A 23,008-nucleotide genomic window follows, 5' to 3' on the forward strand; every position below is an offset into this window, starting at 1 on the left:
AATTGAGTAGTATACAGCAAAAGCAGATTCACTACCGGGATTGCTGTACAAGTTTCTCCAAATTCCCTTCGTCGCCGCTAATCAGCCATTGCAAATCAGGCCATCCCCGCAACCATGTTAATTGACGCTTGGCCAATTGCCTAGTGGCGGCAACAGCTTTTTCGACCATAGTATCATGGTCATATTGCCCCTCCAGGTACTGCCATACCTGTCGGTAGCCCACGCAGCGCATCGAGGGTAACTCAAGGTGCAGGTCGCCCCTGTCCTTAAGCCCAGCCACTTCGTCGATAAAGCCCTGCTCAAGCATGGCTTCAAACCGCTGCCCGATAAGCTGGTGCAGGGTTTTGCGCTCCTTGGGTGCAATAGCAAATTGCACCATCCGGTACGGCAAGGACTCAGCTTTGGTTTGAGTGAGCTCAGTCAATGTCTTACCGGTGATCCGATAGACCTCAATCGCCCGCGACAGGCGCTGGGGATCGTTGGGATGAATACGCTCGGCGGCCACAGGGTCAATCTGCTTCAATTCATCATGAAGCGCCTGCCAGCCTTTGGCTTCCACATCCGCTGCAATCCCGGCTCTGACGGCATCATCGGCACTGGGCAGTGGCGAGAGACCATCTAGCAAGGTCTTGAAATACATCATGGTTCCCCCCACCAACAGCGGGGTCTTGCCTCGGGAAAGAATGTCTTCTATTTCCCTTACGGCATCGGCACGGAAATCCGCAGCCGAGTAGCTCTCCAGCGGATCGAGAATATCAATCAGCCGATGAGGCCCACGGGCCAATTCAGCGGCCGTGGGTTTGGCGGTACCTATATCCATACCGCGATAAATCAGCGCCGAATCAACTGAGATGATTTCGCAGTTGTGGTGCTCGGCCAGCTCCAGTGCCAAAGCGGTCTTACCCGAAGCGGTTGGCCCCATCAAAAACAGCACCTTGGGCAGGTCTGTTCGATCAGTGTTTGTGTTCATCAAGCCATGTCTGCCAGGGCAATTCCCGGGCACTCTCTAAAATGCGTTGCTGTGCGTCAGTATCCAGTGCCTGCAAGCGCTGCCACAGCCTGGGCGCCGCCTCAAAACCGCTGACCTGCGCAGCCAGCCAATGGGCCAGCGCCTCGTCAGCCGGAGCTTCGTGCTGTATCCAGGCAAGCAGCTCAGGAATAAGCCGCGCCAGCTGACTGTCCCTCAGATATGGGGGCACTTTTTTGATTATCAACTGCTGATAGCGAATTGCCAGTTCAAGCCCCATTTTCCTGAGTAAGGCATCACGACTTTGCAATATATCGGCCCAGTCTGCGTCCGCCTGCACCGACACAGGCATCAGCAGCGGCTGACCTATCAGCCCTGTTGGCAACCTAACGATAAGCTCTTGCTGCAGCAGGTCTTTTGCCACTTTGGCAAGGGAAAGCAGCTTGAGATTGGCGCCTTCACACAGGACCCAGTACTGACCATCGAGCAGGGGCGGCATCGATGGCACGCTCAGCTGCTGTCCAGCAGCATTGGCTGCCATGCCGCTGGCTGTAGTCGATGGGCTCGCAGCTGTCGTAGATAACAGCTCGCCGTAATGCTGCGCTGCAAGTTGCCTGTCCCGGCTACTTTTGTCACCAAAGCCCGGCTGAGCAAAATTATCCCGCACATAACGGCTGCCCTGGCCTGAACTGGTGCTATAGCTGCCGCGCTCGGATGTCGTCTGCCCAAATCCAGCCGAAGCCGAAGCCGGAGCGGCGCCACGCAGGTTGTGGCTGCCAACACCTGAATGCTGCATGCCGCCACCCAGCGCAAAGGCATCAACGTATTCGGCGCTCTCGGTGCGATAGCCCGCGTGGGACTCAGCCACGGCCTTTGCTGGCTCCGGTTCGTTATCCCGGCTCTGGGCGCTGCTAAAGTCATCCTTTAGAGCGTTCGTTGTCAGCGGCAAGTCACGCATCTGACTCAAGGCCGATTGCAGCACCTGCAAAATAAAATCATGAACATAGCGGGCCTGATGGAAGCGGACCTCGTGCTTTGCCGGGTGCACATTCACATCCACCTGGTGGGGATCCACATCGAGCCGCAACACAAAACCGCCCTGCTCCAACGCGCCGCATTCGGCAAACGCCTGACGCACCGCGTGGTTCACCAGACGGTCGCGCACCAGGCGTCCGTTCACATAGAAATAGTGACAATCGACTGAGTCGTTCAGCGCGGGAGACTGCAGATATCCGCCAAGATGCATCCCATCATGACGACAATCTACCTTGATTGCTGTGTCAGCAAAGGCACGTCCGGCAACCTGCCCCAGCCGCTGCAGATACTGAGCTTCGGTGGAAGCCGCGCGGAACTGGCGTACGGGTTTGCCGTTGTGAGTCAGGGAAAAATGCACGTCAGAGCGTACCAGAGCTATCCGCTTAAGCCACTCATCAATATGGGTGAATTCGGTTTTGTCGCTCTTTAAAAAACGCCTGCGGGCCGGGGTATTAAAGAAGAGGTCGGCCACTTCAATGGTGGTGCCCACCGGATGGGCGGCAGGCATGACCTTAAGGGCAACTTCCGAGCCTTCAGCATAGGCCTGCCAGGCCTCGGCCTGCTCAGCGGTACGCGAGGTTAAGGTAAGACGGGAGACTGAGCTGATACTCGCCAGCGCTTCGCCGCGAAAACCAAAACTCAGAATGGCTTCCAGGTCTTCCAGAGTTTGCACCTTGGAGGTGGCATGACGGGCCAGCGCCAATGCCAGCTCATCCTTGGGGATGCCACCGCCATTGTCGCGAATGCGGATAAGCTTGCTGCCGCCTTTGTCGATATCGATATCGACCCGGGTAGCACCGGCGTCCAGACTGTTTTCCACCAGCTCTTTGATGACAGAGGCTGGCCGCTCCACCACCTCGCCGGCTGCAATCTGGTTTGCCAACTGGGGTGGCAATACCTGAATTGCCATAAAAATCCTTGTTTAACCTTTGGGAATAACCAACTGCTGGCCAATACGCAGGGTATCGGACTTAAGGTTATTGGCCTGACGCAGCGCAGTCACAGACACCCCATACTGGGCCGCGATCACCGACAGCGATTCGCCGCGGCTTACCTTGTGCTTGCTGCTGCCGCTGCGTTTTGCCAGCAACGAATCACTGGGGGCATTGGCCTCAAAATAGCGCAGCACACCGGCATGAATGGCACGGGCCAATTTATCCTGATGGGCGGAATTCTTCAGCAGCGACTCTTCTTTTGGATTGGAGATAAAGCCGGTTTCCACCAGAATCGATGGGATGTCAGGCGACTTGAGCACCGCCAGACTCGCCGACTCGGGGCGGCTCTTGTGCAGTTCAGTAACCTTGCCCAGGTCCTTGAGGATATCGCTGGCGATACTGTGGCTGATGGCCATGGAGCGGTCCATCGACATATCCAACAGCGTCATCGCCAAATACTGCTCGTTATCGGCGTTCTGGATGATTTCCCCGGCGCCGCCAAGCAGCTCAGAGTGTTTTTCTTTCTGTTCAAGCCAGCGACCGATTTCACTGTTGGCCCTGCGCATCGACAGCACCCACACCGACGCCCCTTTGGGGTTTGGTGAGGTAAAGGCATCGGCGTGAATAGATACCAACAGATCGGCCCTGTGCTTACGGGCCAGATCCGAGCGCTTGTTCAAATTGACGAAGTAGTCACCGGTGCGGGTCATCACGGCTTTCATGCCCGGGGTAGCATCGATTTTCTTTTGCACTCGCTTGGCAATTTCCAGCGCGACCTTTTTCTCATACAAACCCGAAGGGCCGATGGAGCCAGGGTCGTCACCACCGTGACCGGCATCGATGGCCACTATGATATCCCGCGCCGATTCGGTGGGCGCCACTATGGTACGGGCATCATTGGTTTTCTCTTCCAAATCAACGACGAGGCGATTGCCGTAGGGGTCGGTTGGCGGCAGAGAAAACAGATTGGCGTTCACCGGCCGGTTTAAGTCAATCACGACCCGCAGCACGCCTTTTTTAGGCGGCTTGCTGAGGCGAACCCGCTTAACCAGCTTGGAGTTGTTGGCGATTTTATCGAGCGCCAGTTTGGTCTGGGTGTCGTCCAGATCCACCACCAGGCGGTCGGGGGCAACCAGTGTCGATTGGGTGTAAGAAGGCTTGGCAGTGAGATCAAACACTACCCGGGTCGATTCCGGCGCCGCCCAAATCCTGACGCCTTCGAGTTTATTGGCCGCCAGACCTTCAATCGAAAACAACAGGAAAAAAATAAAAAGGAGTCTGTTTATTGTTCTATTCATTCAGCAAGTTGTTCAATGACTGTCCTGCCAGCCTCGGAACCGGCATGGATATTAAGCTCACGCCCGGCACCTGAATAGGCCAGGTGCAAATGCAGATCGGCTTCGGGCAATAGCCCCTGACCCCGGTCAGGCCACTCTACTATACACAGGCTGGTGTCGGAAAAGTAATCTCTGATCCCCATAAACTCCAGCTCTTCCGGATCGGCAAGGCGATAGAGGTCGAAATGATATACTTCGACGCCAGGAAGTTCATAAGGTTCCACAAGAGTGTAAGTTGGACTTTTTACCGCCCCTTTGTGCCCCAAAGACTGGATAAGACCGCGGCTTAATGTGGTTTTACCGGCGCCCAATTCACCAGTGAGATAAAGAGTTAACGGGGGACGAATACGCTGGGCTAGCTTTTGACCGATTTCTACGGTTTGGGCGTCATTTTCGAGAAATATCTTAACGTCTGTCATCTCGGCTCTTCGATAAAAAGCAACGGCGCCGGCACCGCTTGCCGGCACAGGCTTATCAATATTGCCTAGATTAAATCACTATTGACCAATTGGCGAATAAAAGGCATCAGGTCGCTGGCCAGCATCCCCCGCTCACCGGCCTCGGCAGCCAGGTCGGCCGCTTCACCGTGGATAACCACCCCGGCTACAGTTGCCGTCATGGTGTCTAATCCCTGTGCCATCAAGGCGGCGATTATACCAGATAAAACATCGCCACACCCACCACTGGCGAGGCCGGGATTACCCACGGGCGCCACCACCAGGGTGGTGCCATCAAAGATAAGGGTTCCAGCGCCCTTCAACAGCACTACGCCACCAAAGGTTTCCTGTAAGCGGCGGATGGCATCGAAACGGTCGGCTTCCACTTCCGCCGTGGACAGCCCCAATAATCGAGAAGCCTCGCCCGGATGGGGCGTGAGCACCCGATTTATCTGACGGCACGGCTCCTTGGCGAGCAGATTCAGCGCATCTGCATCCAGCACACAGGGCTTGTCTGACAGCCCTACGGCTTTATAGAGGTTATAACCCCAATCATCCTTGCCAAGCCCTGGGCCCAGCACCAGCACATCGGCCCAGCCAAGACGCAGATACACTTCCATATCCACCAGCTCACATCCCCAGAACATCAGTTCGGGCCGATTGGCGTTAACCGTGAGTTGATGTTCGGGGCGACTGATAACCGTCACCAGCCCAGCGCCGGAGCGCAGGCAAGCTTCACCGGCGAGCCGCACTGCCCCAGCCATGCCGTAGTTGCCCCCCATGATGGTTACCTTTCCAGACTTGCCTTTGTGGCTGTCGCGGGCGCGGCGCCCCAGCAAATCGGTCAGAAAGCTTGCATCCACCCGCTGGCACGCAGGCTCGGTTTCAGCAAGGATTTCCCCAAGTCCAACAGAGGCATACAACACCTTGCCGGCAAAATGGCGGGCGCGGGAGGTAAATAGCCCCTGCTTGAGACCGCCAAAGCAGAGGGTGACATCCGCTTCAATCGCCATCGGATTCACATTGCCGGTATCGGCATTAACACCTGAGGGTACATCCAAACTGAGTACCCAGGCGTTTTGGGCGTTAACTGCCTCAATGCATTGATTCAATGGCTCACTGAGCTCCCCGGCAACACCGGTGCCAAGCAAGCCATCAACTATCACTTCGGCGCCTTCGAGCGCGGCTTCGCTGAAGACTTCAGTGGTGCCACCGGCGGCGATAAATGCCTGCAACGCCTCGGCGTATTCGGCGGTTTTCCCCTCGCCAAACAGCAGTACCCGCGGTCGGTTGCCCTTGGTAAGCAACAGCCTGGCGAGCACCAAGGCATCAGCGCCGTTGTTGCCCTTGCCCACCAACACCACAGTTTGGCAGTGCGCACTTGCCAAAGATTCGAGGGTGGCCATGGCGGCGCTGCCAGCTTGCTCCACCAGTTCGTAGAGCGAACAAAGCCCGCGCTTAACGGCTTCCTGCTCGGCCGCTTTAACCTGGGCGGCGCTGTACAGCGATTGCGGCAAAGAAATGGGTAAGGCGCTCATGCCATGACTCCGTTCGATAACGATTAAATATCAAATTCTTGAATTCAACTGGCGACAGCGTGGATAGCTTTATACACTTAAAGCTGAGCCCCAACGGGCGCCTTAAGCTATTTTTCGGAGCACAAGTATGACTGGCACAAGGACGATGCTGCTCACCTTGTTGATCTTGGTACTGTCGGTACTCTTGATCAGCCTGCCCCTGTCTTCAAATATTCTGATCCAGGCTTTGCTGCTGCTGTGCGTTTTGCTGGTCGCCGTAGGCCTGTACAAAGCCATCACGCTTCCCCTGCAGGATAAAGATAACGACAAATCCTGAAGACGCACTTATGTCAAAAATAGCAGCCGCAACCCTTAGCGAACCTTGATGCAGGTCATGTAATTCGCAATTAACTAAGGAAGGTGTGAATAAGTCCCGTGCTTGCTCTGCGTGTGCTTAAAGTGAATAGATGCAAGGCACAGTTTGCAGCGAATGGCCTAAGTCCTTCGCAAGAACTGTAACGCAGCAGATATCGCTGTAAGCCACGCCCTACGGGGCTTTGATAGCAACACCATTTCGGCGTTATTCAACTTCAGCAGGCCTCGGCATGCCGTCAGTTGAATGCCTTGAACTGTCGTTGCTATCAAAGCCAGAGCTGTGCGAGGACTTGTTCACACCTTCCCTAACCTAATCGGTGGCTTTTGAAGAGACACAAAAAAACCGGCAACGAGTGCCGGTTTTTGTTTAGCCTTGCAAGGAGATCAGATGTCATCCATGCGGATGGTGCTGTGAACCAGGCGTTGCTGCTGGATTTTCTCTACCCGCACCAAGTCGGCGAGAGCACTGCGGATCTCTTCGGTTTGTGACGTTTCCACGGTTTTTTCCAGCAAACCAATCAAACGGTTTTCCAAGTCCAGGTGCAGGCTGAGCACATCATCTTCCTGCATATTGGCTGGCAACATTGTGCTCTGACAGCGCTTGATAAAATCTTCAAAAATCAGATCTTTGTACCATGTGTCCAATAGTCTGGACGGTGCATCATCCACATAGTCTTCCAGCGTCTGTGCCACATGTTTTTGCTGCTGTTGAAAGTATTCCAGCATCAGCTTAACCCTGGAAGAATCAGCCTGAGCATGCAGCCTGCCGTACAGCTGCGCCATCTCCAGGCGGCATGTTGCCAAGTACTCCAGAAGTTCACGCAATTGTTGGATACGCATAGGACTGCCTCCTTCTTATGTGACCGGCGAGCGGTCAAAAATCAACTTTGTCTGGAGGCATTATGGAAGCTATTCCAACTGGATTATTTGAAATGCATCATAATTCAGCAATTGCGAAATTCAGTCGGGGTGGGCTTTTGACGGTTTTTTGCAGAGGATCACCCTCTTTGAAGACTCTGTGGTAAGCTTCACATCAATTGACAAGGATAAGCCAACGAAAGCACGACGAATAAAGCGTCAGTGAAAATCAATAACTATGGGTGTTGATTTGAACAGGAGGGAGGGAGAGATTGGAGCGACATATCGGGTTCGAACCGATGACCTATACCTTGGCAAGGTATCGCTCTACCAACTGAGCTAATGTCGCGTCTCGTGCTGTATCACTCATTTACCGATTTCAAGGTATTGTCCTTTCTTACCGGCAACTAAGCTAATGTTGCATTTTCGTTTTAAGGCCGAAGCGCCTGAGAATTTGGAGCGACATATCGGGTTCGAACCGATGACCTATACCTTGGCAAGGTATCGCTCTACCAACTGAGCTAATGTCGCATTTTCGTTTTAAGGCCGAAGCGCCTGAAAATTTGGAGCGACATATCGGGTTCGAACCGATGACCTATACCTTGGCAAGGTATCGCTCTACCAACTGAGCTAATGTCGCATTTTCGTTTTAAGGCCGAAGCGCCTGAGAATTTGGAGCGACATATCGGGTTCGAACCGATGACCTATACCTTGGCAAGGTATCGCTCTACCAACTGAGCTAATGTCGCATTCGCTGTTTTATGACTGGCGAAGTCAGAATTTGGAGCGACATATCGGGTTCGAACCGATGACCTATACCTTGGCAAGGTATCGCTCTACCAACTGAGCTAATGTCGCGTCTCGTGCTGTATCACCCATTTACCGATTTTAAGGTATCGCCCTTTCTTACCGGCAACTGAGCTAATGTCGCATCTCGAGTTTACCATCACAACAGCAAGCCACTGCGAAGGTGAGGCCGCATTATATGAAAATTTCCAACCTCTGCAAGCCCCCGCAATAGATTTATCTATCGTTTGCTCAAATTTTAAATACTTTTTCGCGATAGAACTGCAGCTCAGCGATGGATTCCTGAATATCGAGCAACGCCTGATGGGTGCCTTGCTTCTTGAAACCTTTCATCACTTCCGGATCCCAACGCTTTACCAACTCTTTGATAGTGCTGACATCAATGTTGCGGTAGTGGAAAAAGTCCTCAAGTTCACGCATGTATTTGTTCAGGAATCGGCGATCCTGGCCAACGCTGTTGCCACACATGGGTGAAGCGCCTTTGGGCACATATTGGGAGAGGAATTCGATGGTTTGGGCAATGGCATCGGCCTCGGTGTGAGTGCTGGCTCTGACGCGATCGATCAAGCCCGACTCACCGTGGTGCTTCTGGTTCCAGTCATCCATGGCCGCCAAAACCTCATCAGACTGGTGAATGGCGAGTACCGGGCCCTGCGCCAGGATATTCAGCTCCTGATCGGTAACCAGTGTCGCGATTTCCAGGATCCTGTCGACCTCAGGCTCAAGCCCGGTCATTTCAAGATCAATCCAGATAAGATTTTTTGCATCTGCAGCCATATACCTGCCTTTTGGTTCCAATGCCGTATTTTCAGGCTTTTTTGTCAAAGACCGTGTATCATACTGCTTTTTATCCCTAACCACATCAGATTATTGACGAAGATAGCCCTGTGAGTAAAAAGAAACCACTCAGTCATGGCCAACTGCGCCGTATGCGAGCCAATCACGAAAAAAGGCTTAATCGCGGCAAGCCAGAAAAACAACTGCCTGAATTACAGGATAGTTCACTTGGGGCAGAAGAGCCCGCTATTGTGATATCCCGTTTTGGGCAGCATGCCGATGTGGAAGTGGGCTCCGGCGAGATAATCCGTTGCAACATCCGCCGTACCGTGCAGAGCCTGGTCACAGGCGACAAAGTGATAGTACGTCAGGCGCAGGATGATGGCAGCGCCATCGGTGGCGTTGTCGAAGCCGTGCACCCGCGCACATCATCACTGACCCGTCCCGATCTCTACGATGGCGTCAAAATCATTGCCGCCAATATCGACCAAATTCTGATTGTTACTTCGGTGGTGCCCGCCTTCACCACGCAAATCATCGACCGCTATCTGGTGGCCTCAGAAGACACAGGCATAAAGCCGGTGATCATTCTCAATAAGATGGATTTGCTGGACGCAGACAGCCGCAACGACATCGAACAGGCCCTGAAGCGCTACGAGTCATTGGGCTACCCCGTGTACCAGGTAAGCAGCAAATCAAAAGAAGGCATTGAAACACTGCAGGGCCTTTTGAAAGACAAGATAAGCGTCTTTGTCGGCCAATCCGGTGTGGGCAAATCATCGATGATCAACGCCCTGTTGCCGGATGCCGAACTGCTGACCGGCGATGTCTCCGAAAACTCAGGCCTTGGCCAGCACACCACCACCACAGCCCGCTTACTGCACTTGCCAAGCGGCGGCGATCTGATAGATTCCCCCGGCGTGCGGGAATTTGCCCTCTGGCACCTGCCGGCCGACCGGGTCAGCTGGTGCTTTGTCGAATTCCGCGACTATCTGGGCACCTGTAAGTTTCGCGATTGCAAACACCAGGACGACCCGGGCTGCAGCATCCGCGAAGCACTGGAAGACGGAAAAATCCATCAGGATAGATTCAATAACTATCACAGGATCATCGCCAGCCTCGATGAACAGCGCCACGCGCGCCACTTCAGGCACAGCGAGGAATGATCCGGCAACACATTGAAAGCGCAAGGATATACATAAGTGGATAAAGTGAAGATAGCCCTTCAATACATAATGCCAAAGCATTTGGTTTCCCGTATCGTGGGCAAATTTGCCGCCGCCGAAGCTGGCGCGGCCACCACCGCCTTTATCAAGTGGTTCATCAAGCAGTACGGCATCAACATGAATGAAGCCCTGCACTCAGAGCCCGAGGCCTACAAGACCTTCAACGACTTCTTTACCCGTGAACTCAAGCCTGGTCTGCGCCCTGTGACTGCCGACAAGGACATCATGGTGCATCCGGTGGATGGCGCGGTAAGCCAACTTGGCCCAATCGAAGATGGCCGTATCTTCCAGGCCAAGGGACACCACTACTCAGCGCTGGCCCTGCTTGGCGGCCAGGCAGATGATGCCGCCCGCTTTGAAGGTGGTGACTTTGCCACCATTTACCTGGCACCAAAGGATTATCACCGTATCCACATGCCTATCAGGGGCACCTTGTCGAAGATGACCTATGTACCCGGCGAGCTGTTTTCAGTGAACCCACTGACTGCCCGCTACGTGCCCGGCCTGTTTGCCCGCAACGAACGTGTTGTCGCCATTTTCGAAACCGAAAAAGGCCCGCTGGCCATGGTATTGGTTGGCGCGACCATAGTTGCCAGCATCGAAACCGTGTGGGCCGGGACTGTAACGCCTCCTACCGGCAAGAAAGTCTTTACCTGGGACTACCCCACCGAAGGCCCCGACGCCCTCACGCTGGAGAAAGGTGCCGAAATGGGCCGCTTCAAGCTGGGCAGCACTGTGGTGATGTTGTTTGCCAAAGACGCCATCGATGAATTTGCAGATGGCGTTGAGCCGGAAGCCGTCACCCGCATGGGTCAGCCCTTCGCCAAACTGGAAGACTGATGTCAAAAGGCGCGCCCTCGGGCCTGTTGGAATTGCATTTGGCGGTGCTGCTGTTTGGCGGCACCGCGCTGTTTTCCAAGCTGATCCCGCTCGGCGCCCTCGATATCACGGTTTTTCGCTGCGCCATCGCCACCCTGGTGCTGGCGCTGATTGTTAAGCTCAGTCGTCAGCCCATTCGCCTGCGGCAGCTGCGTGACTACGGTATCGCCCTGATGCTCGGCGTTATCGTCAGCCTGCACTGGGTGACCTACTTCGCCTCCATGCAAATGTCGTCTGTGGCCATCGGCATGATTGCCTTTTTCACCTACCCGGTGATGACGGTACTGGTGGAGCCCTGGGTCAATGGCACCCGACTGCAACTGCAGGACATCATCTGTGGTATTGCGGTGCTGACTGGGGTGGCGCTGCTCATTCCAGAAGCCAGCCTTGGTAACGATGTCACCCTGGGCATTTTGATTGGCATACTGTCGGCGGCTCTGTTCACCGCCCGTAATTTGCTGCATAAACGCTACTTTGCCCAGTACAGCGGCCCCCAGGCCATGTTCTACCAAACTGCGGTAGCGGCGGTGTTTTTGGGCAGCTTTGTTGAATCCAATCCAACCGAGCTGGACGCCCATGTCTGGCAGCTGTTGTTGCTGCTTGGGGTGGTGTTTACCGCCATGCCCCATGCGCTATTTACCTCGGCCTTAAGGCACCTCAGCGCCAAAACCGTTGGGCTGGTGTCCTGCCTGCAACCCTTCTACGGCACCGTATTAGCGCTGTTGTTGCTGGGGGAGTCCCCAAGCTCCAGCACCCTGATTGGCGGCTTACTGGTAGTAGCCACCGCCGTATTTGAAACCACCCAGAGCCACAGATCACAGCGGCAAAAAAAGGCCTGAGACATACATACCAATTCCCGCGGGCTTTGGTAACATGGTCGAGGTATTCCCATTTGCCCAAGCCCGGTGCCATGTTACGTATTCTGCTGATAGCGCTTGTTTTTTCTTCTTTTCTTTGCCAGGCCAACTCTCCCCTTCAGTTGGATAAACGTCTTGGGTTTACGCCAACTGAAACTCAGACTCAAGCCACTCCGGCACAGCAAACCCAGGATCTGCTGAGCAGCATCGAAACCCTGTCACAGATGGCCGGGGAGTATCAGGATCAGCTGCTGAGCTTCGATACCGAGAAAGCCACTCTCAACAAAGCCCTTGCCAGCGCTCAGAAAGAGCTGCAACTGGCACGCAGACAGGATTTGAATCAACAGGCCTCGGCTGCCTATTTGCGCCTCTCCGAGCTTAAGGAAACCGAAAGCCAGTTAAGCCAGCAGCAAAGCAGCCTGCTGCAGCGGCACAATCAATTGCCCGGTGCAGTCTCATCCGCACGTCAGGCATTGATGCAACATCAAAAGGCACCTCTGTCGGCGCCCGATACCGCCATGGGGCTGCTGCAACAAACCCAGCGGCAGTATTACGAGCAAAATCTGGCGACGCTGGAGGCCGAGCAAACCTCCAGCCAAAAACGTATCGAGCTGGTTCAGCTGCGGCTTAAAGTGGTTCGTGCCCAACTGGCGCAGCAAGAGCTGTTTATCGAAAAGCTGAACCGTGCCATCAGTAACGAGCGCCAGGCAATTACCGATGCCACCCTCGCCGACAGCCTCGCCCCCGCCACATCCACCGATGACGCCCTCACCCGCCGCCTTAAGGCCAACAACGAATTGCTCGGGCAGAAGCTGCAAACCCTCACGCTGCAAATTGATAATGTGGTGGACCAGCAGGAAGCCGCCGAGAAACGCTATCAGGAGCAGTCGCTGCAAATATCCAACATCCAGGAGCAGATTGCCTGGGTGAAGACCAATTCCGCTTTTGGCGAGCGCTTCCTGCAGATGTTGCAAAACCTGCCCAAGCCCCCCAATCAGGAAGCGTTGCAAAACCAGATTGCCGATACCCGCCTGGCGCGATACCAGATGGAGCAGGATCTGGCCCGCAATCAAGAACAGCTGGATGAAAAAGCACAGTTCAGCGATGCCCAGTATCAGTTGCTGCAAGCCGAGAGCAAGCTGCTGAAGCAGCTGCTGCAGGGATTCGATCAACTGCTCAGCGAACTGGCCAAACTCAAGGTGAGTCAGAACAATCTCACCGCCCAATACCACACCCTGAAAAACACCCTCAGCGAGCACCTGTTTTGGGTGCCCAATGCCGCGCCAATCGGCAAGTTGTGGGTTACGGATCTGCACCGCAGCCTGATTTGGCTGGTCCAACAGGCACCCTGGCAGCAGTTATCACAGGCACTGGATGAGCAAAGCGATTATTGGTCCTGGTGGCTGATCCTGTTGGTGCTTTGCCTGGTGGTACAGGACATAGTCAAACCCCGTTTCGATCGCGCCCTGAGCCGCTTTATTGCGCCTGTGGGTAACGTGACCCAGGATGACTTTATCTACACCTTTGAGACCCTGCTGGTCACCATGGGTTACGCCTTGCTGCGTCCAAGCCCGGTGATCCTGGCCGGGGCCTTCTTTATGCTGAGTCAGTACAATCTGGTACAGGCCGTTGGCTGTGGCCTGCTGGTGATGGGCTGTGTGTATCTGGTGTACCGCTTTATGTTTTTGCTGTCGGTGGAAAAAGGCGTGTTGATTGGCCACTTCCGTCGTCCCAAAGAGGTCATAGAACACGGCAAGCAGCGGCTGAAATCCCTGATGCTGATCACCATTCCCCTGGTGGCCATCGTCAGCTTTACCGAAATTCTGGAATTGTCGCTGGTGCGTAACAGCCTCGGCCGCGGCGCCTTTATCATCCTGTGTTTGCAGCTGTTCTGGTTCTACCGCGATATCCTTAACTTTGCCCGCAAATACCGCGCCGAACAGCAGGACCCGGGGAAGAACCGCCGACTGCTGCAGCGGCTTTTGTGGATGGTACTGCTGCTGACGCCGGTGATAAGTGCGGTACTGGCCTGGCGCGGCTTCTACTTCACCGCCTTCCAGCTGCTGCTGCAATTGCAGCTGTCGCTACTGCTGGCACTGGGCTTTTTGCTGCTGTATCAGCTGATTAAACGTTGGATGCTGATTGAGCGGCGCCGAATCGCCTTCGATCGCGCCAAGGCCAAACGGGCCGAAAAGCTGGCCCAGCGTGAACGGGGCGAAACAGTACTTGCCGACAGTCAGGACGTGTACGAAGAGCCCAAGGTCGATTTGGAAACCATCTCCAGTCAGTCGCTGGGGCTGGTGCGCTCTTTGCTGATCCTGGCCTTCCTCGCCAGTTTGATTGGTCTGTGGACCCAAACCCACTCGGCCATGTTCTCCTTCCTCGATGGCATTAACCTGTGGAACAGCACCGCGCTGATTGATGGCAGCGAACAGTTGGTGCCCGTGACCTTAAAGTCAGTGTTGTTTGGCATTCTTATCATGGTGTTTTCGCTGATGATTGCCACCAACCTGCCCGGCCTGCTTGAGCTGGTGCTGTTGCAGCGTCTCGACTTAACCCCGGGTACCGGCTTTGCCATTACCACGGTGAGCCGCTATCTGGTGGTGATGGTGGGCACCCTGGTGGGCTTCTCTACCCTGGGGATGGAATGGTCCAAGCTGCAGTGGCTTATTGCGGCGCTGTCGGTGGGCCTAGGCTTTGGTTTGCAGGAGATTTTCGCCAACTTTATCTCGGGTCTGATCATCCTGTTTGAAAAGCCGGTGCGGATTGGCGATACGGTTACCATCCGTGACCTCACAGGTACTGTCAGTAAAATCCAAATCCGCGCCACCACGATTATCGATTGGGATCGCAAAGAAATCATCGTGCCCAACAAGGCCTTTATCACCGAGCAGCTGATTAACTGGTCGCTGTCAGACCCCATCACCCGGGTCATCATCAAGGTGGCGGTGGCGCGGGACTCAGATCCAGCCAAGGTGGAAGCCAGTCTTTATCAGGCTATTAAGGAATGTCAGCACGCGCTGCATACCCCTGAGCCTGAAGTCTGGTTTGCCGGTTTTGGTCAGCATACTCAGGACTATGAGGTGCGCGCCTATGCCAAGGATATGGGTGCCCGCTGGCCACTGAGACACGATCTACACAAACGGATCAGTGCCAAACTCAAGGAAAACAACCTTGAACTGGCGTTCCCGCAGATGGAAATCACCATCAACCAAACCACCAATGTGCCAGGGCGTGACTCGCAGTTGCAGCTGCGCTGATCCCCCTTGATGTTTCAGGAGCTTTTATGCTGATTTTTGCCCACCGCGGTGCCAGTGGTTATGCCCCGGAAAATACCCTCAAAGCCATGGAGCTGGCGCTGAGCATGGGGGCCGAGGCCATTGAATTGGATGTGCACTGTGTTGAAGGTGAGTTGGTGGTGTTTCACGACCGCCATCTGGCAGGCAAAAGCAATGGTAAAGGGCTAATCCACCGCCAGACTCTGGCGAGCCTGGCGAACGTCACTGTCCTGGGTGAAGCCATTCCTACCCTGTGGCAGGTGCTTGAGCTGGTGCGCGGCCGCTGTATCGTCAATATTGAACTCAAAGGCGTGGGCACAGCGGCGCCTTTGGTGAAGCTCTATCCCCGCATCCTCCGCGAGCTGGGCTTTACCAGCGCACAGCTTATCATTTCTTCCTTCCATCATCCCATGTTGGCCGAGTTCAAGGCGCAGCTGCCAGAAGCCAGGGTAGCGCCGCTGCTCGGCTCCTTGCCATTGGATGGCGCTATGATTGCCACCCGGCTTGATGCCTATTCACTGCACCTGGATGTCAGTTTTATCAGCCAGCAAATCGTCGATGATGCCCACCAGCGCGGCGTTCTTGTTTACGTGTACACAGTGGATGATGCTGACGACCTGCGCGCACTGCGTGCCATGGGCGTTGACGGCGCCTTTTGCAACTTCCCGGACCGGGCCAGAGACGCACTGTCTGAGCCTGATCAATGCGATTATCGCGGCTGGTTTGAGTGATTTCAGGCCTGACGCTGGCGCTCAGCCCAAACACCGACAAAAATAAAACTAAAGGATAATACAGCCATCAGCCAAACCGGTGACAGGCTGCGAAGGGTTGCGGCCAGATGGGGGCTTGCCCAGACGATCAGCAATCCAAAACCGAAGGCATTCACCAGGATGAAAATCAGGGTGCGCACCACAAAGGCTCTGGCTCCCACCAGGCGCTTCACCGCCCGGTTGAGATCTGGCGCCAGCACTATGAGTATGCAGGCGACCATGGCGGTGGCAATTTCGGACATCCAGGGATAGAGGTAAGACGCGAGGTCGTGAGTAAGACCTTTGATTGTTTCCATTCGACTAAAGTAGTTATGATAGCGCAATAACTACAAGAATAAGGGGAACATACCTTGAGACACAAGCTACTGCTGTTGACCCGGGAAAACGATCGCTATCGCTCCTTGTTGGCGTCTTGTCATTTACCGGATCTCGAATTACTGAACGACGACCCCGCGGGCATTCGCCGCGCGGATATCTGGCTCGCCGAGCCCGGCCTGGCCGCGCCGCTGCTGGGTCATGCGGATCGTCTGCGCTGGATGCAGTCCACCTTTGCCGGGGTAGACTTGCTGGTAAAGCCCAGACAAAGGCGCGATTACCTGCTCACCAATGTGCGCGGGATCTTCGGCCCCTTGATGAGCGAATACCTGTTTGGCTACCTGCTGGCTCGCCAGCGCGAACATCAGCTGTACAAAAGCCAGCAGCAACAAAAAGTATGGTTGCCTGGCAGCTACAAAACCCTGCAGGGTTCAGAACTGTTACTGCTGGGAACCGGCTCCATCGCCAAACATATTGCACAAACCGCCAAGCATTTTGGTATGAGAGTCACAGGTATCAACCGCTGCGCCAAACCGACGGTGGGATTTGATGAAGTCTCTTCCCTCGATGCGCTGCCAGAACTGATCCAGAGGGCCGATGCCATTGCCAGCATACTGCCATCGACTGAGCAAACCCGGGGCGCGCTGAACGCGCACACCCTTGGTCTGATGAAAGATGATGCGGTGCTGTTTAATCTGGGGCGGGGCGATGTGCTGGATTTGGATGCGCTGGCGATGCAAATGTCGCAAAAGCCCGCGCAGCAGGCGGTACTCGATGTGTTTAATCAGGAGCCGCTGCCGGAAGAGCATCCGATTTGGAGCCTGGATAACGTCATCATTACCCCGCACATTGCTGCGCCAAGCTTTCCGGAGCAGGTGGCGGAGATATTCACCAACAACTACCACAAGTTCCTGATGGGCGAGTCTTTATCCCACAGGGTGAACTTCGAGCGTGGTTATTGAGTGGAACCGGATTTCCCGAAAACAGAAAAGGCGCCCTTTGGCGCCTTTTTAATTTATGTTCTTTTGCCAGCGTTCCATGCTGTACCTCCACGTCCTGTGTTTCTTGAGTCTGTGTTTCTTGAGTCAGAGCTTCTTGTGCCTGCCTTGCCGTCACTGGCCAGCCGAGCTTCGCTTGCGTTATTTGCCCTTGAAACTGCGCAGCAGGAACTGCTTCACCAGCGCCTCCTGAGAGCCTATTTTCTCGACCACACCGCGGTTCAGGTGCACCATTTCCTCACCAAGTTGGCTGCTTGAAGTTGCAAGCTGCGAAGCATTGACAATATTGCGGCTCACTTCGTTGGACACGCTGGATTGCTCCTCCACGGCACTGGCAATGTGATGGGTCATATCGGTAATGGACGCCACCGCCTCACGGATACTGCGAAGTGCTTCACCCGCCTTGTCCGCCAGCTCCACACAGGCCTGGGCCTTATCTACCCCCTGATGCATCGAAGCCACCGCTTTATTGGTGCCCTGCTGCAACAAGGTGATCATGCTCTGGATTTCGGTGGTGGACTCATGGGTGCGTTTGGCAAGTGCCCGCACTTCATCGGCAACCACGGCAAAACCACGGCCCTGCTCACCGGCCCTAGCGGCTTCAATAGCAGCGTTCAATGCCAGCAGGTTGGTTTGCTCTGCGATACTTTGAATCACATCCAGCACAGTGCCAATACTCTTGCTCTGGGCTTCCAAATCGGCAATGACCCCTGAGGTATCAACCAGCTGGGTCGACATGGACTCGATGGATTTGACCGTGTTGGTCACTATCATGTCACCGGCAATGGACTCATCACTGGCACGCTGGGACGCATTGGCTGCATCACTGCAGTTACAGGCCATGTCCTGCAGGGTTGCCGTCATTTCCTGAATGGCGGTTGCCACCTGATCCATTTCATATTGCAGTGACTCACTGTTGCCCTGCACATCTTCACCTTTAGCGGCCGAGCTGTGGGCATTGGCGCTGCTTTGCTCGCAGGAGTCGAGCGCCCTGCCCAGTACCGCTTTAAGCTCAGACGACTGCATATGCATCGCCAAATCGATTTGCGCCACGCAATCGGTATGGCCGGTATACAGGTAGGTCATCAACGGATTGTTGTAGATGCTCTGGGCCTTCTTGACCAACTCGTGGTAACGGCGAAGGCACATGAGGCCGCCACCAAACAGGATAGCGACACTGAGCAGCCAGGCCACAAACCCGAGGCCGCCGCTGCTGAAAGCCAGGTACAGACCCGGTAACATGGCCAGCGCCGCCACCAGGGCGAGCTTCTGGGTCATGGTGGTTTTTACCTTGAGCCGCGAGACGCTGCCTTTTTGATTCAGCTCCTTATAGGCGGCCTCGGCACGCTCCACTGACGCCCGGGTGGGCTTGGTGCGAACCGACTGGTATTCTACAATCTGACCGTTGTGGGTAATGGGTGTCACGAAGGCGTCCACCCAATAATGATCGCCATTGGCGCAGCGGTTTTTTACTAACCCTTTCCAGGGATTGCCCTTTTTGATGGTGCTCCAGAGATCTTCAAAGGCGGCAGGTGGCATGTCCGGGTGACGTACCATGTTATGTGGCTGACCTTCCATCTGGGAAAGTTCATAGCCGGCAACCTTGCAAAACGCCGGGTTGGCGTATTTGATGATGCTCTTGGTATCTGTGGTTGAGAGCAATATCCAATCAGAGGGATAATCATTCTCTTTCTGTGTTACAGGTAGATTTTTTCGCATACTCCACCATTCCTCAGGATTTCATAACGCCAAAATTTCAACCTCTGGTATTAAATGCCACCAGAAAATACCAAACCATCATAAGCAATTTTCATTACACCGCAGCAACATTTTTCACGAATTGCTCACATTTTGAGCGACTAACGAAAAGTTTAGGATAGATTGCTGAGATAACCAGCAAATGAGAAATCGCTCACCTATATAAAAAAGCGTTATTGATGATGAGAACGGTTTTTATTTATAATTCCCCCGTTCAATTGCTCAGCAGGAATCATCATGTACGTTTGCGTGTGTTATGCCGTTACCGATACCCAAATTCAGCAGGCCGTGCATCAAGGAGATACCACCCTGGCGGCGGTGAGAAAGCGTTTGGGCGTGGGCAGCCAATGTGGCAAGTGCATCCAGATGACCCTGGAGGTGATTGAGCGCCAGTTGGATAAAGAACCCAACTATTACGAAGTGGCTTAACCATACTTCGGCCAAAAGAAAAGCGCTGCCGGGGCAGCGCTTTTTTGTGGTTCTTTTTCAGTTCCGCTTACAGCACAGGCGTATCGCCTTCGCCCAGCTCAACCCGGTCAACCCGCTGCAAGCCACGGGGCAACTTGGCGCCACGTCTGCCGCGCTCACCGCGATAGTGCTCCAGATCGGCGCTCTTCAGGGTCAACTTGCGCTTTCCGGCCCACAGGGTCACTGGCGATTCAGCTGGCACCAGTTGCAGATGGATCAGCAGCTCTTCACGCAGCTTGGCACGCTCGGACGGGATGCCGATGATCTTGTTACCCTTACCCTTGGCAAGCTGCGGCAACGCATCGAGCCCAAACACCAGCATACGGCCTTCATTGGTGATGGCCAGAATCGATGGATTGGCGTCTTTATCCACCCGCCTTGGCGGCAACACCTTGGCACCGGATGGTAAACTCAGCAGCGCTTTACCGGCCTTGTTGCGCGATACCATGTCAGCAAAGCTGCAGATAAAGCCGTAACCGGCATCACTGGCCAGTAGATAGTGCTGCTGCTCTTCACCCAGCAGCACGTGTTCCATGGTCTCACCCGGCGCCAGATTGAAGCGGGTGGTTATTGGCTCGCCCTGGCTTCGGGCCGACGGCAAGGTATGGGTATCGGTGGCAAACGCCCGGCCGGAGCTGTCGATAAACACGCTCTGCTGGTTGCTTCTGCCCGGCGCGGCGCACAGAAAGCTGTCACCGGCCTTGTAAGACAGACCTTCAGCATCGATATCATGGCCTTTGGCGCAGCGCACCCACCCTTTTTCAGACAACACCACAGTCACAGGTTCAGTTGGCAGCAGTTCCTGCTCAGTCAACGCGCGGGACTCCTGACGCACCACCAGCGGTGAGCGGCGATCGTCACCATAGGTCTCGGCGTCCTGTTCCAGCTCTTTCTTGATCAGGGTCTTGAGACGACGCTCGGAGCCAAGGATCTGCTCCAGCTTGTCGCGCTCGGCTTCGAGTTCACTCTGCTCGGCCTTGATTTTAATTTCTTCGAGCTTGGCCAGATGGCGCAGTTTCAGCTCGAGGATGGCTTCCGCCTGGCGATCGCTGAGGCCAAAACGGGCCATCAGCTCAGCCTTGGGTTCATCGTGGAAGCGGATGATTTCAATCACTTCATCAATGTTGAGGAAGGCGACCATCAGGGCTTCGAGGATGTGCAGACGTGCCAGCACCTTGTCGAGGCGGAATTGCAGGCGGCGGCGAACCGTTTCGGTTCTGAATTCCAGCCACTCGGTGAGCATGTCCTTAAGGCCTTTGACCTTGGGACGGCCATCGAGCCCGAGTACGTTAAGGTTGACCCGGTAGCTCTTTTCCAGCTCGGTGGTGGCGAACAGGTGTGCCATCAACTGCTCAACGTCGACCCGGTTGGAGCGTGGCACCAATACCAGGCGCACAGGGTTTTCATGGTCAGATTCGTCACGCAGATCCGACACCATTGGCAGCTTTTTCGCCTGCATCTGGGCGGCTATTTGCTCGAGGATCTTGCTGGAGCTGGCCTGATGCGGCAGCGCTGAGATCACCACTTCGCCATTTTCCATGGCGTAGACCGCGCGCATCCTGATGGAGCCACGGCCGGACTCATAAATGCGGGCAATCTCATCACTGGGGGTAATGATTTCGGCTTCAGTGGGATAATCCGGGCCGGGCACCAGTTCCATCAGTCGTGGCAGTTCGGTTTTGGGGTTGTCCAACAGCTCGATACAGGCGCTGGCAAGCTCGCGGGCGTTGTGCGGCGGAATGTCGGTTGCCATACCCACGGCAATACCTGTCACCCCGTTCAGCAGAATGTGCGGCAAACGGGCCGGCAACACCTTGGGCTCTTTCATGGTGCCGTCGAAGTTCACGCCCCAGTCCACTGTGCCCTGGCCAAGTTCCGACAGCAGCACTTCACTGAAGCGCGACAGTCTGGCTTCGGTATAACGCATGGCGGCGAAGGACTTGGGATCGTCCGGCGCCCCCCAGTTACCCTGACCGTCCACCAGCGGGTAGCGGTAAGAGAACGGCTGCGCCATCAGTACCATGGCTTCGTAACAGGCACTGTCACCATGGGGGTGATACTTACCCAGCACGTCACCCACGGTACGGGCGGATTTTTTATGTTTGGACTGGGCACTCAGCCCCAGTTCACTCATGGCATACACAATACGGCGCTGAACCGGTTTGAGACCGTCGCCGATATGGGGCAAGGCCCGGTCCATGATCACGTACATGGAATAATTGAGATAAGCCTCTTCGGTGAAGCGCCTCAGCGGCATCTGCTCCACGCCATCCAGGCTTAAGTCTATGGCGTCACTCATGGTTGTTCTTCCTGCGTCGCCGCCTCTTCTTCATGCTTGAAGAAGAACCGATAAACATTGCCTTTCAAATCATCTGAGATAAACAGCGAACCGTCGGTTCCCATTGCCATGGCATAGGGCCGGGCCACGGGAAACTCGCCATCGAGGAAACTGATCAGGGTTTCGCGGTTAGCCACCTCACCCTTGTCGATACTGAGCACCACTATCTGATAGCCGATTTTGCTCGAGCGGTTCCAGGAGCCGTTTTCGGCTACCAGCAGCTGGTTGTGATACTCGGCGGGGAACTGCTCACCGCGATAAAACAGCAGCCCCATGGGCGAAACATGGGCGGGCAGTTCAAATACAGGCGCCGTCACCTTGAGGTTGTCCGGCTTCTCGTAAGCGGGTTCCATCACACTGGTGGCGTGCACATAGGGGAAGCCGTAGTGCACACCCTTGGTGTCGACGCGGTTGATTTCATCCGGTGGCAGGTTGTCGCCCATCCAGTCGCGGCCTATGTCGGCAAACCACATTTTGCCGTCTTTCGGGGACCAGTCAAAACCACGGACACTGCGCACGCCGGTGGCGATTTGCTCGCTGGCGCCGGTGCGTACATCGATGGCGAGTATCGAACCGAAGGGGGCTTCCGCTTCGCAGACGTTACAGGGTGCACCAATGGCGATATACAGGCGGCCATCAGGGCCGAATGACATGGCGCGGGCGCTCTTTTTGGTTTCGGCGGGTAGTTTGCCGTACACCTCTTTGGGGCGGCCGGGGCGGCGCAGGCGCTGCTCAATGTCTTCGTAACGCAGGATTTTTTCTTCCAGCGCCACGTATAAATCGCCGTTGTGGAATGCGATGGCTTCCGGGTTTTCCAGCCCTTTGCCGACCACATAGCGACGGTCTACCCGACCATCGTTGTTGGCGTCCACCAATGCGGTAATGGTGCCACCTTTCGCCGAACCGACAAACAGGGTGCCGTTGGCACCCACGGCCAATTGCTTGGCGTCGTCCAGATCCGAGGCGTACAGTTCGATGCCGAATCCCTTGGTCACGGTAATGGTCATCGACTGCTCGGCAAACGCCGGCAACGACAGCCAGGTCATCCCCGCAACCAGTAGGCGGCCAAGGTTCGT

General features: G+C 55.1%; 19 protein-coding genes and 5 tRNA genes. 8 read left to right on the forward strand and 16 right to left on the reverse strand.

What is annotated here, in order from left to right; genetic code table 11:
• Nucleotides 1–31 precede the first annotated feature (31 nt).
• The 5 genes from miaA to STH12_RS14620 all read right to left on the reverse strand — a co-directional run bounded on the left by miaA (nucleotide 32) and on the right by STH12_RS14620 (nucleotide 6,249).
• Nucleotides 32–970: a tRNA (adenosine(37)-N6)-dimethylallyltransferase MiaA gene (miaA, locus tag STH12_RS14600; protein WP_126168215.1), complete on the reverse strand. Its 939-nt coding sequence runs from the start codon at nucleotides 968–970 to the stop codon at nucleotides 32–34.
• Nucleotides 954–2,912, reverse strand: coding sequence for a DNA mismatch repair endonuclease MutL (gene mutL / locus STH12_RS14605; protein WP_126168216.1), 1,959 nt, complete (start codon nucleotides 2,910–2,912; stop codon nucleotides 954–956). The genes miaA and mutL overlap by 17 nt, the downstream gene beginning before the upstream one ends.
• 12 nt (nucleotides 2,913–2,924) lie before the next feature.
• The gene (locus STH12_RS14610) at nucleotides 2,925–4,235 is read right to left on the reverse strand and encodes an N-acetylmuramoyl-L-alanine amidase (protein WP_126168217.1); all 1,311 of its coding nucleotides are present in this window, start codon (nucleotides 4,233–4,235) and stop codon (nucleotides 2,925–2,927) included.
• Entirely contained in the window at nucleotides 4,232–4,693 is a 462-nt protein-coding gene (gene tsaE, locus STH12_RS14615) for a tRNA (adenosine(37)-N6)-threonylcarbamoyltransferase complex ATPase subunit type 1 TsaE (RefSeq protein ID WP_126168218.1), read from the reverse strand. The genes STH12_RS14610 and tsaE overlap by 4 nt, the downstream gene beginning before the upstream one ends.
• Before the next feature lie 65 nt (nucleotides 4,694–4,758).
• The gene (locus tag STH12_RS14620; protein ID WP_126168219.1) at nucleotides 4,759–6,249 is read right to left on the reverse strand and encodes an NAD(P)H-hydrate dehydratase; all 1,491 of its coding nucleotides are present in this window, start codon (nucleotides 6,247–6,249) and stop codon (nucleotides 4,759–4,761) included.
• 145 nt (nucleotides 6,250–6,394) lie between these two features.
• Here STH12_RS14620 and STH12_RS21450 point away from each other — a divergent pair, with 145 nt between their 5' ends.
• The gene (locus tag STH12_RS21450) at nucleotides 6,395–6,565 is read left to right on the forward strand and encodes a hypothetical protein (RefSeq protein ID WP_164551219.1); all 171 of its coding nucleotides are present in this window, start codon (nucleotides 6,395–6,397) and stop codon (nucleotides 6,563–6,565) included.
• 422 nt (nucleotides 6,566–6,987) lie between these two features.
• Here STH12_RS21450 and STH12_RS14625 read toward each other — a convergent pair whose 3' ends face one another.
• The 7 genes from STH12_RS14625 to orn form a co-directional block, all read right to left on the reverse strand.
• On the reverse strand, nucleotides 6,988–7,443 hold the full coding sequence (locus STH12_RS14625; RefSeq protein WP_126168220.1) for a hypothetical protein: 456 nt from the start codon (nucleotides 7,441–7,443) through the stop codon (nucleotides 6,988–6,990).
• Between the two features lie 291 nt (nucleotides 7,444–7,734).
• A tRNA-Gly gene (locus STH12_RS14630) sits at nucleotides 7,735–7,810 on the reverse strand.
• 106 nt (nucleotides 7,811–7,916) lie between these two features.
• Nucleotides 7,917–7,992 (reverse strand) — tRNA-Gly (locus STH12_RS14635).
• A 33-nt stretch (nucleotides 7,993–8,025) separates the two neighbouring features.
• Nucleotides 8,026–8,101, reverse strand: a tRNA-Gly gene (locus STH12_RS14640).
• A gap of 33 nt (nucleotides 8,102–8,134) precedes the next feature.
• Nucleotides 8,135–8,210, reverse strand: a tRNA-Gly gene (locus tag STH12_RS14645).
• Nucleotides 8,211–8,243: 33 nt separating this feature from the next.
• Nucleotides 8,244–8,319: transfer RNA gene (locus STH12_RS14650), tRNA-Gly, on the reverse strand.
• Nucleotides 8,320–8,499: 180 nt separating this feature from the next.
• Nucleotides 8,500–9,045 (reverse strand): oligoribonuclease, encoded by a 546-nt coding sequence (orn, locus tag STH12_RS14655; RefSeq protein WP_126168221.1) that lies wholly within the window; start codon nucleotides 9,043–9,045, stop codon nucleotides 8,500–8,502.
• A 110-nt stretch (nucleotides 9,046–9,155) separates the two neighbouring features.
• On the opposite strand from orn, the gene rsgA reads away from it, so the two are divergent.
• The 5 genes from rsgA (at nucleotide 9,156) to STH12_RS14680 (ending at nucleotide 16,016) form a co-directional block, all read left to right on the forward strand.
• Nucleotides 9,156–10,211, forward strand: coding sequence for a small ribosomal subunit biogenesis GTPase RsgA (rsgA, locus tag STH12_RS14660; RefSeq protein ID WP_126168222.1), 1,056 nt, complete (start codon nucleotides 9,156–9,158; stop codon nucleotides 10,209–10,211).
• Nucleotides 10,212–10,247: 36 nt separating this feature from the next.
• Nucleotides 10,248–11,111 carry an archaetidylserine decarboxylase gene (gene asd, locus STH12_RS14665; RefSeq protein WP_126168223.1) on the forward strand — a complete coding sequence of 288 codons (864 nt, stop codon included), beginning with the start codon at nucleotides 10,248–10,250 and terminating at the stop codon, nucleotides 11,109–11,111.
• The gene (locus tag STH12_RS14670; RefSeq protein WP_126168224.1) at nucleotides 11,111–11,989 is read left to right on the forward strand and encodes a DMT family transporter; all 879 of its coding nucleotides are present in this window, start codon (nucleotides 11,111–11,113) and stop codon (nucleotides 11,987–11,989) included. Before asd ends, STH12_RS14670 begins: the two co-directional genes overlap by 1 nt.
• 71 nt (nucleotides 11,990–12,060) lie before the next feature.
• On the forward strand, nucleotides 12,061–15,267 hold the full coding sequence (locus STH12_RS14675) for a mechanosensitive ion channel domain-containing protein (protein WP_126168225.1): 3,207 nt from the start codon (nucleotides 12,061–12,063) through the stop codon (nucleotides 15,265–15,267).
• A 26-nt stretch (nucleotides 15,268–15,293) separates the two neighbouring features.
• Complete coding sequence (locus STH12_RS14680; RefSeq protein ID WP_126168226.1) at nucleotides 15,294–16,016, forward strand: glycerophosphodiester phosphodiesterase; 723 nt, start codon at nucleotides 15,294–15,296, stop codon at nucleotides 16,014–16,016.
• Nucleotides 16,017–16,018: 2 nt separating this feature from the next.
• On the opposite strand, the gene STH12_RS14685 is transcribed toward STH12_RS14680, so the two are convergent.
• Nucleotides 16,019–16,351 carry a DUF3392 domain-containing protein gene (locus STH12_RS14685; RefSeq protein ID WP_126168227.1) on the reverse strand — a complete coding sequence of 111 codons (333 nt, stop codon included), beginning with the start codon at nucleotides 16,349–16,351 and terminating at the stop codon, nucleotides 16,019–16,021.
• Between the two features lie 54 nt (nucleotides 16,352–16,405).
• Here STH12_RS14685 and STH12_RS14690 point away from each other — a divergent pair, with 54 nt between their 5' ends.
• Nucleotides 16,406–17,332, forward strand: coding sequence for a D-2-hydroxyacid dehydrogenase (locus STH12_RS14690; RefSeq protein WP_126168228.1), 927 nt, complete (start codon nucleotides 16,406–16,408; stop codon nucleotides 17,330–17,332).
• 177 nt (nucleotides 17,333–17,509) lie between these two features.
• On the opposite strand, the gene STH12_RS14695 is transcribed toward STH12_RS14690, so the two are convergent.
• Nucleotides 17,510–19,087, reverse strand: a complete 1,578-nt coding sequence (locus STH12_RS14695; RefSeq protein ID WP_126168229.1) for a methyl-accepting chemotaxis protein — start codon at nucleotides 19,085–19,087, stop codon at nucleotides 17,510–17,512.
• A 276-nt stretch (nucleotides 19,088–19,363) separates the two neighbouring features.
• Here STH12_RS14695 and STH12_RS14700 point away from each other — a divergent pair, with 276 nt between their 5' ends.
• On the forward strand, nucleotides 19,364–19,555 hold the full coding sequence (locus tag STH12_RS14700; RefSeq protein WP_126168230.1) for a bacterioferritin-associated ferredoxin: 192 nt from the start codon (nucleotides 19,364–19,366) through the stop codon (nucleotides 19,553–19,555).
• Between the two features lie 67 nt (nucleotides 19,556–19,622).
• On the opposite strand, the gene parC is transcribed toward STH12_RS14700, so the two are convergent.
• Together parC and STH12_RS14710 are read right to left on the reverse strand one after the other, a co-directional pair.
• Nucleotides 19,623–21,893: a DNA topoisomerase IV subunit A gene (gene parC, locus STH12_RS14705; RefSeq protein WP_126168231.1), complete on the reverse strand. Its 2,271-nt coding sequence runs from the start codon at nucleotides 21,891–21,893 to the stop codon at nucleotides 19,623–19,625.
• Nucleotides 21,890–22,978: a PQQ-dependent sugar dehydrogenase gene (locus STH12_RS14710; RefSeq protein WP_237158875.1), complete on the reverse strand. Its 1,089-nt coding sequence runs from the start codon at nucleotides 22,976–22,978 to the stop codon at nucleotides 21,890–21,892. Before STH12_RS14710 ends, parC begins: the two co-directional genes overlap by 4 nt.
• Nucleotides 22,979–23,008 lie beyond the last annotated feature (30 nt).

Source organism: Shewanella khirikhana, assembly GCF_003957745.1.
GTDB lineage: Bacteria > Pseudomonadota > Gammaproteobacteria > Enterobacterales > Shewanellaceae > Shewanella > Shewanella khirikhana.

What these genes read in the sequence shown, in the direction of transcription:
- miaA (WP_126168215.1), bottom strand. Translation starts at nt 970, where the DNA reads ATGAACACAAACACTGATCGAACAGACCTGCCCAAGGTGCTGTTTTTG.
- mutL (WP_126168216.1), bottom strand. Translation starts at nt 2,912, where the DNA reads ATGGCAATTCAGGTATTGCCACCCCAGTTGGCAAACCAGATTGCAGCC.
- STH12_RS14610 (WP_126168217.1), bottom strand. Translation starts at nt 4,235, where the DNA reads ATGAATAGAACAATAAACAGACTCCTTTTTATTTTTTTCCTGTTGTTT.
- tsaE (WP_126168218.1), bottom strand. Translation starts at nt 4,693, where the DNA reads ATGACAGACGTTAAGATATTTCTCGAAAATGACGCCCAAACCGTAGAA.
- STH12_RS14620 (WP_126168219.1), bottom strand. Translation starts at nt 6,249, where the DNA reads ATGAGCGCCTTACCCATTTCTTTGCCGCAATCGCTGTACAGCGCCGCC.
- STH12_RS21450 (WP_164551219.1), top strand. Translation starts at nt 6,395, where the DNA reads ATGCTGCTCACCTTGTTGATCTTGGTACTGTCGGTACTCTTGATCAGC.
- STH12_RS14625 (WP_126168220.1), bottom strand. Translation starts at nt 7,443, where the DNA reads ATGCGTATCCAACAATTGCGTGAACTTCTGGAGTACTTGGCAACATGC.
- orn (WP_126168221.1), bottom strand. Translation starts at nt 9,045, where the DNA reads ATGGCTGCAGATGCAAAAAATCTTATCTGGATTGATCTTGAAATGACC.
- STH12_RS14670 (WP_126168224.1), top strand. Translation starts at nt 11,111, where the DNA reads ATGTCAAAAGGCGCGCCCTCGGGCCTGTTGGAATTGCATTTGGCGGTG.
- STH12_RS14675 (WP_126168225.1), top strand. Translation starts at nt 12,061, where the DNA reads ATGTTACGTATTCTGCTGATAGCGCTTGTTTTTTCTTCTTTTCTTTGC.
- STH12_RS14680 (WP_126168226.1), top strand. Translation starts at nt 15,294, where the DNA reads ATGCTGATTTTTGCCCACCGCGGTGCCAGTGGTTATGCCCCGGAAAAT.
- STH12_RS14685 (WP_126168227.1), bottom strand. Translation starts at nt 16,351, where the DNA reads ATGGAAACAATCAAAGGTCTTACTCACGACCTCGCGTCTTACCTCTAT.
- STH12_RS14695 (WP_126168229.1), bottom strand. Translation starts at nt 19,087, where the DNA reads ATGCGAAAAAATCTACCTGTAACACAGAAAGAGAATGATTATCCCTCT.
- STH12_RS14700 (WP_126168230.1), top strand. Translation starts at nt 19,364, where the DNA reads ATGTACGTTTGCGTGTGTTATGCCGTTACCGATACCCAAATTCAGCAG.
- parC (WP_126168231.1), bottom strand. Translation starts at nt 21,893, where the DNA reads ATGAGTGACGCCATAGACTTAAGCCTGGATGGCGTGGAGCAGATGCCG.
- STH12_RS14710 (WP_237158875.1), bottom strand. Translation starts at nt 22,978, where the DNA reads ATGACCTGGCTGTCGTTGCCGGCGTTTGCCGAGCAGTCGATGACCATT.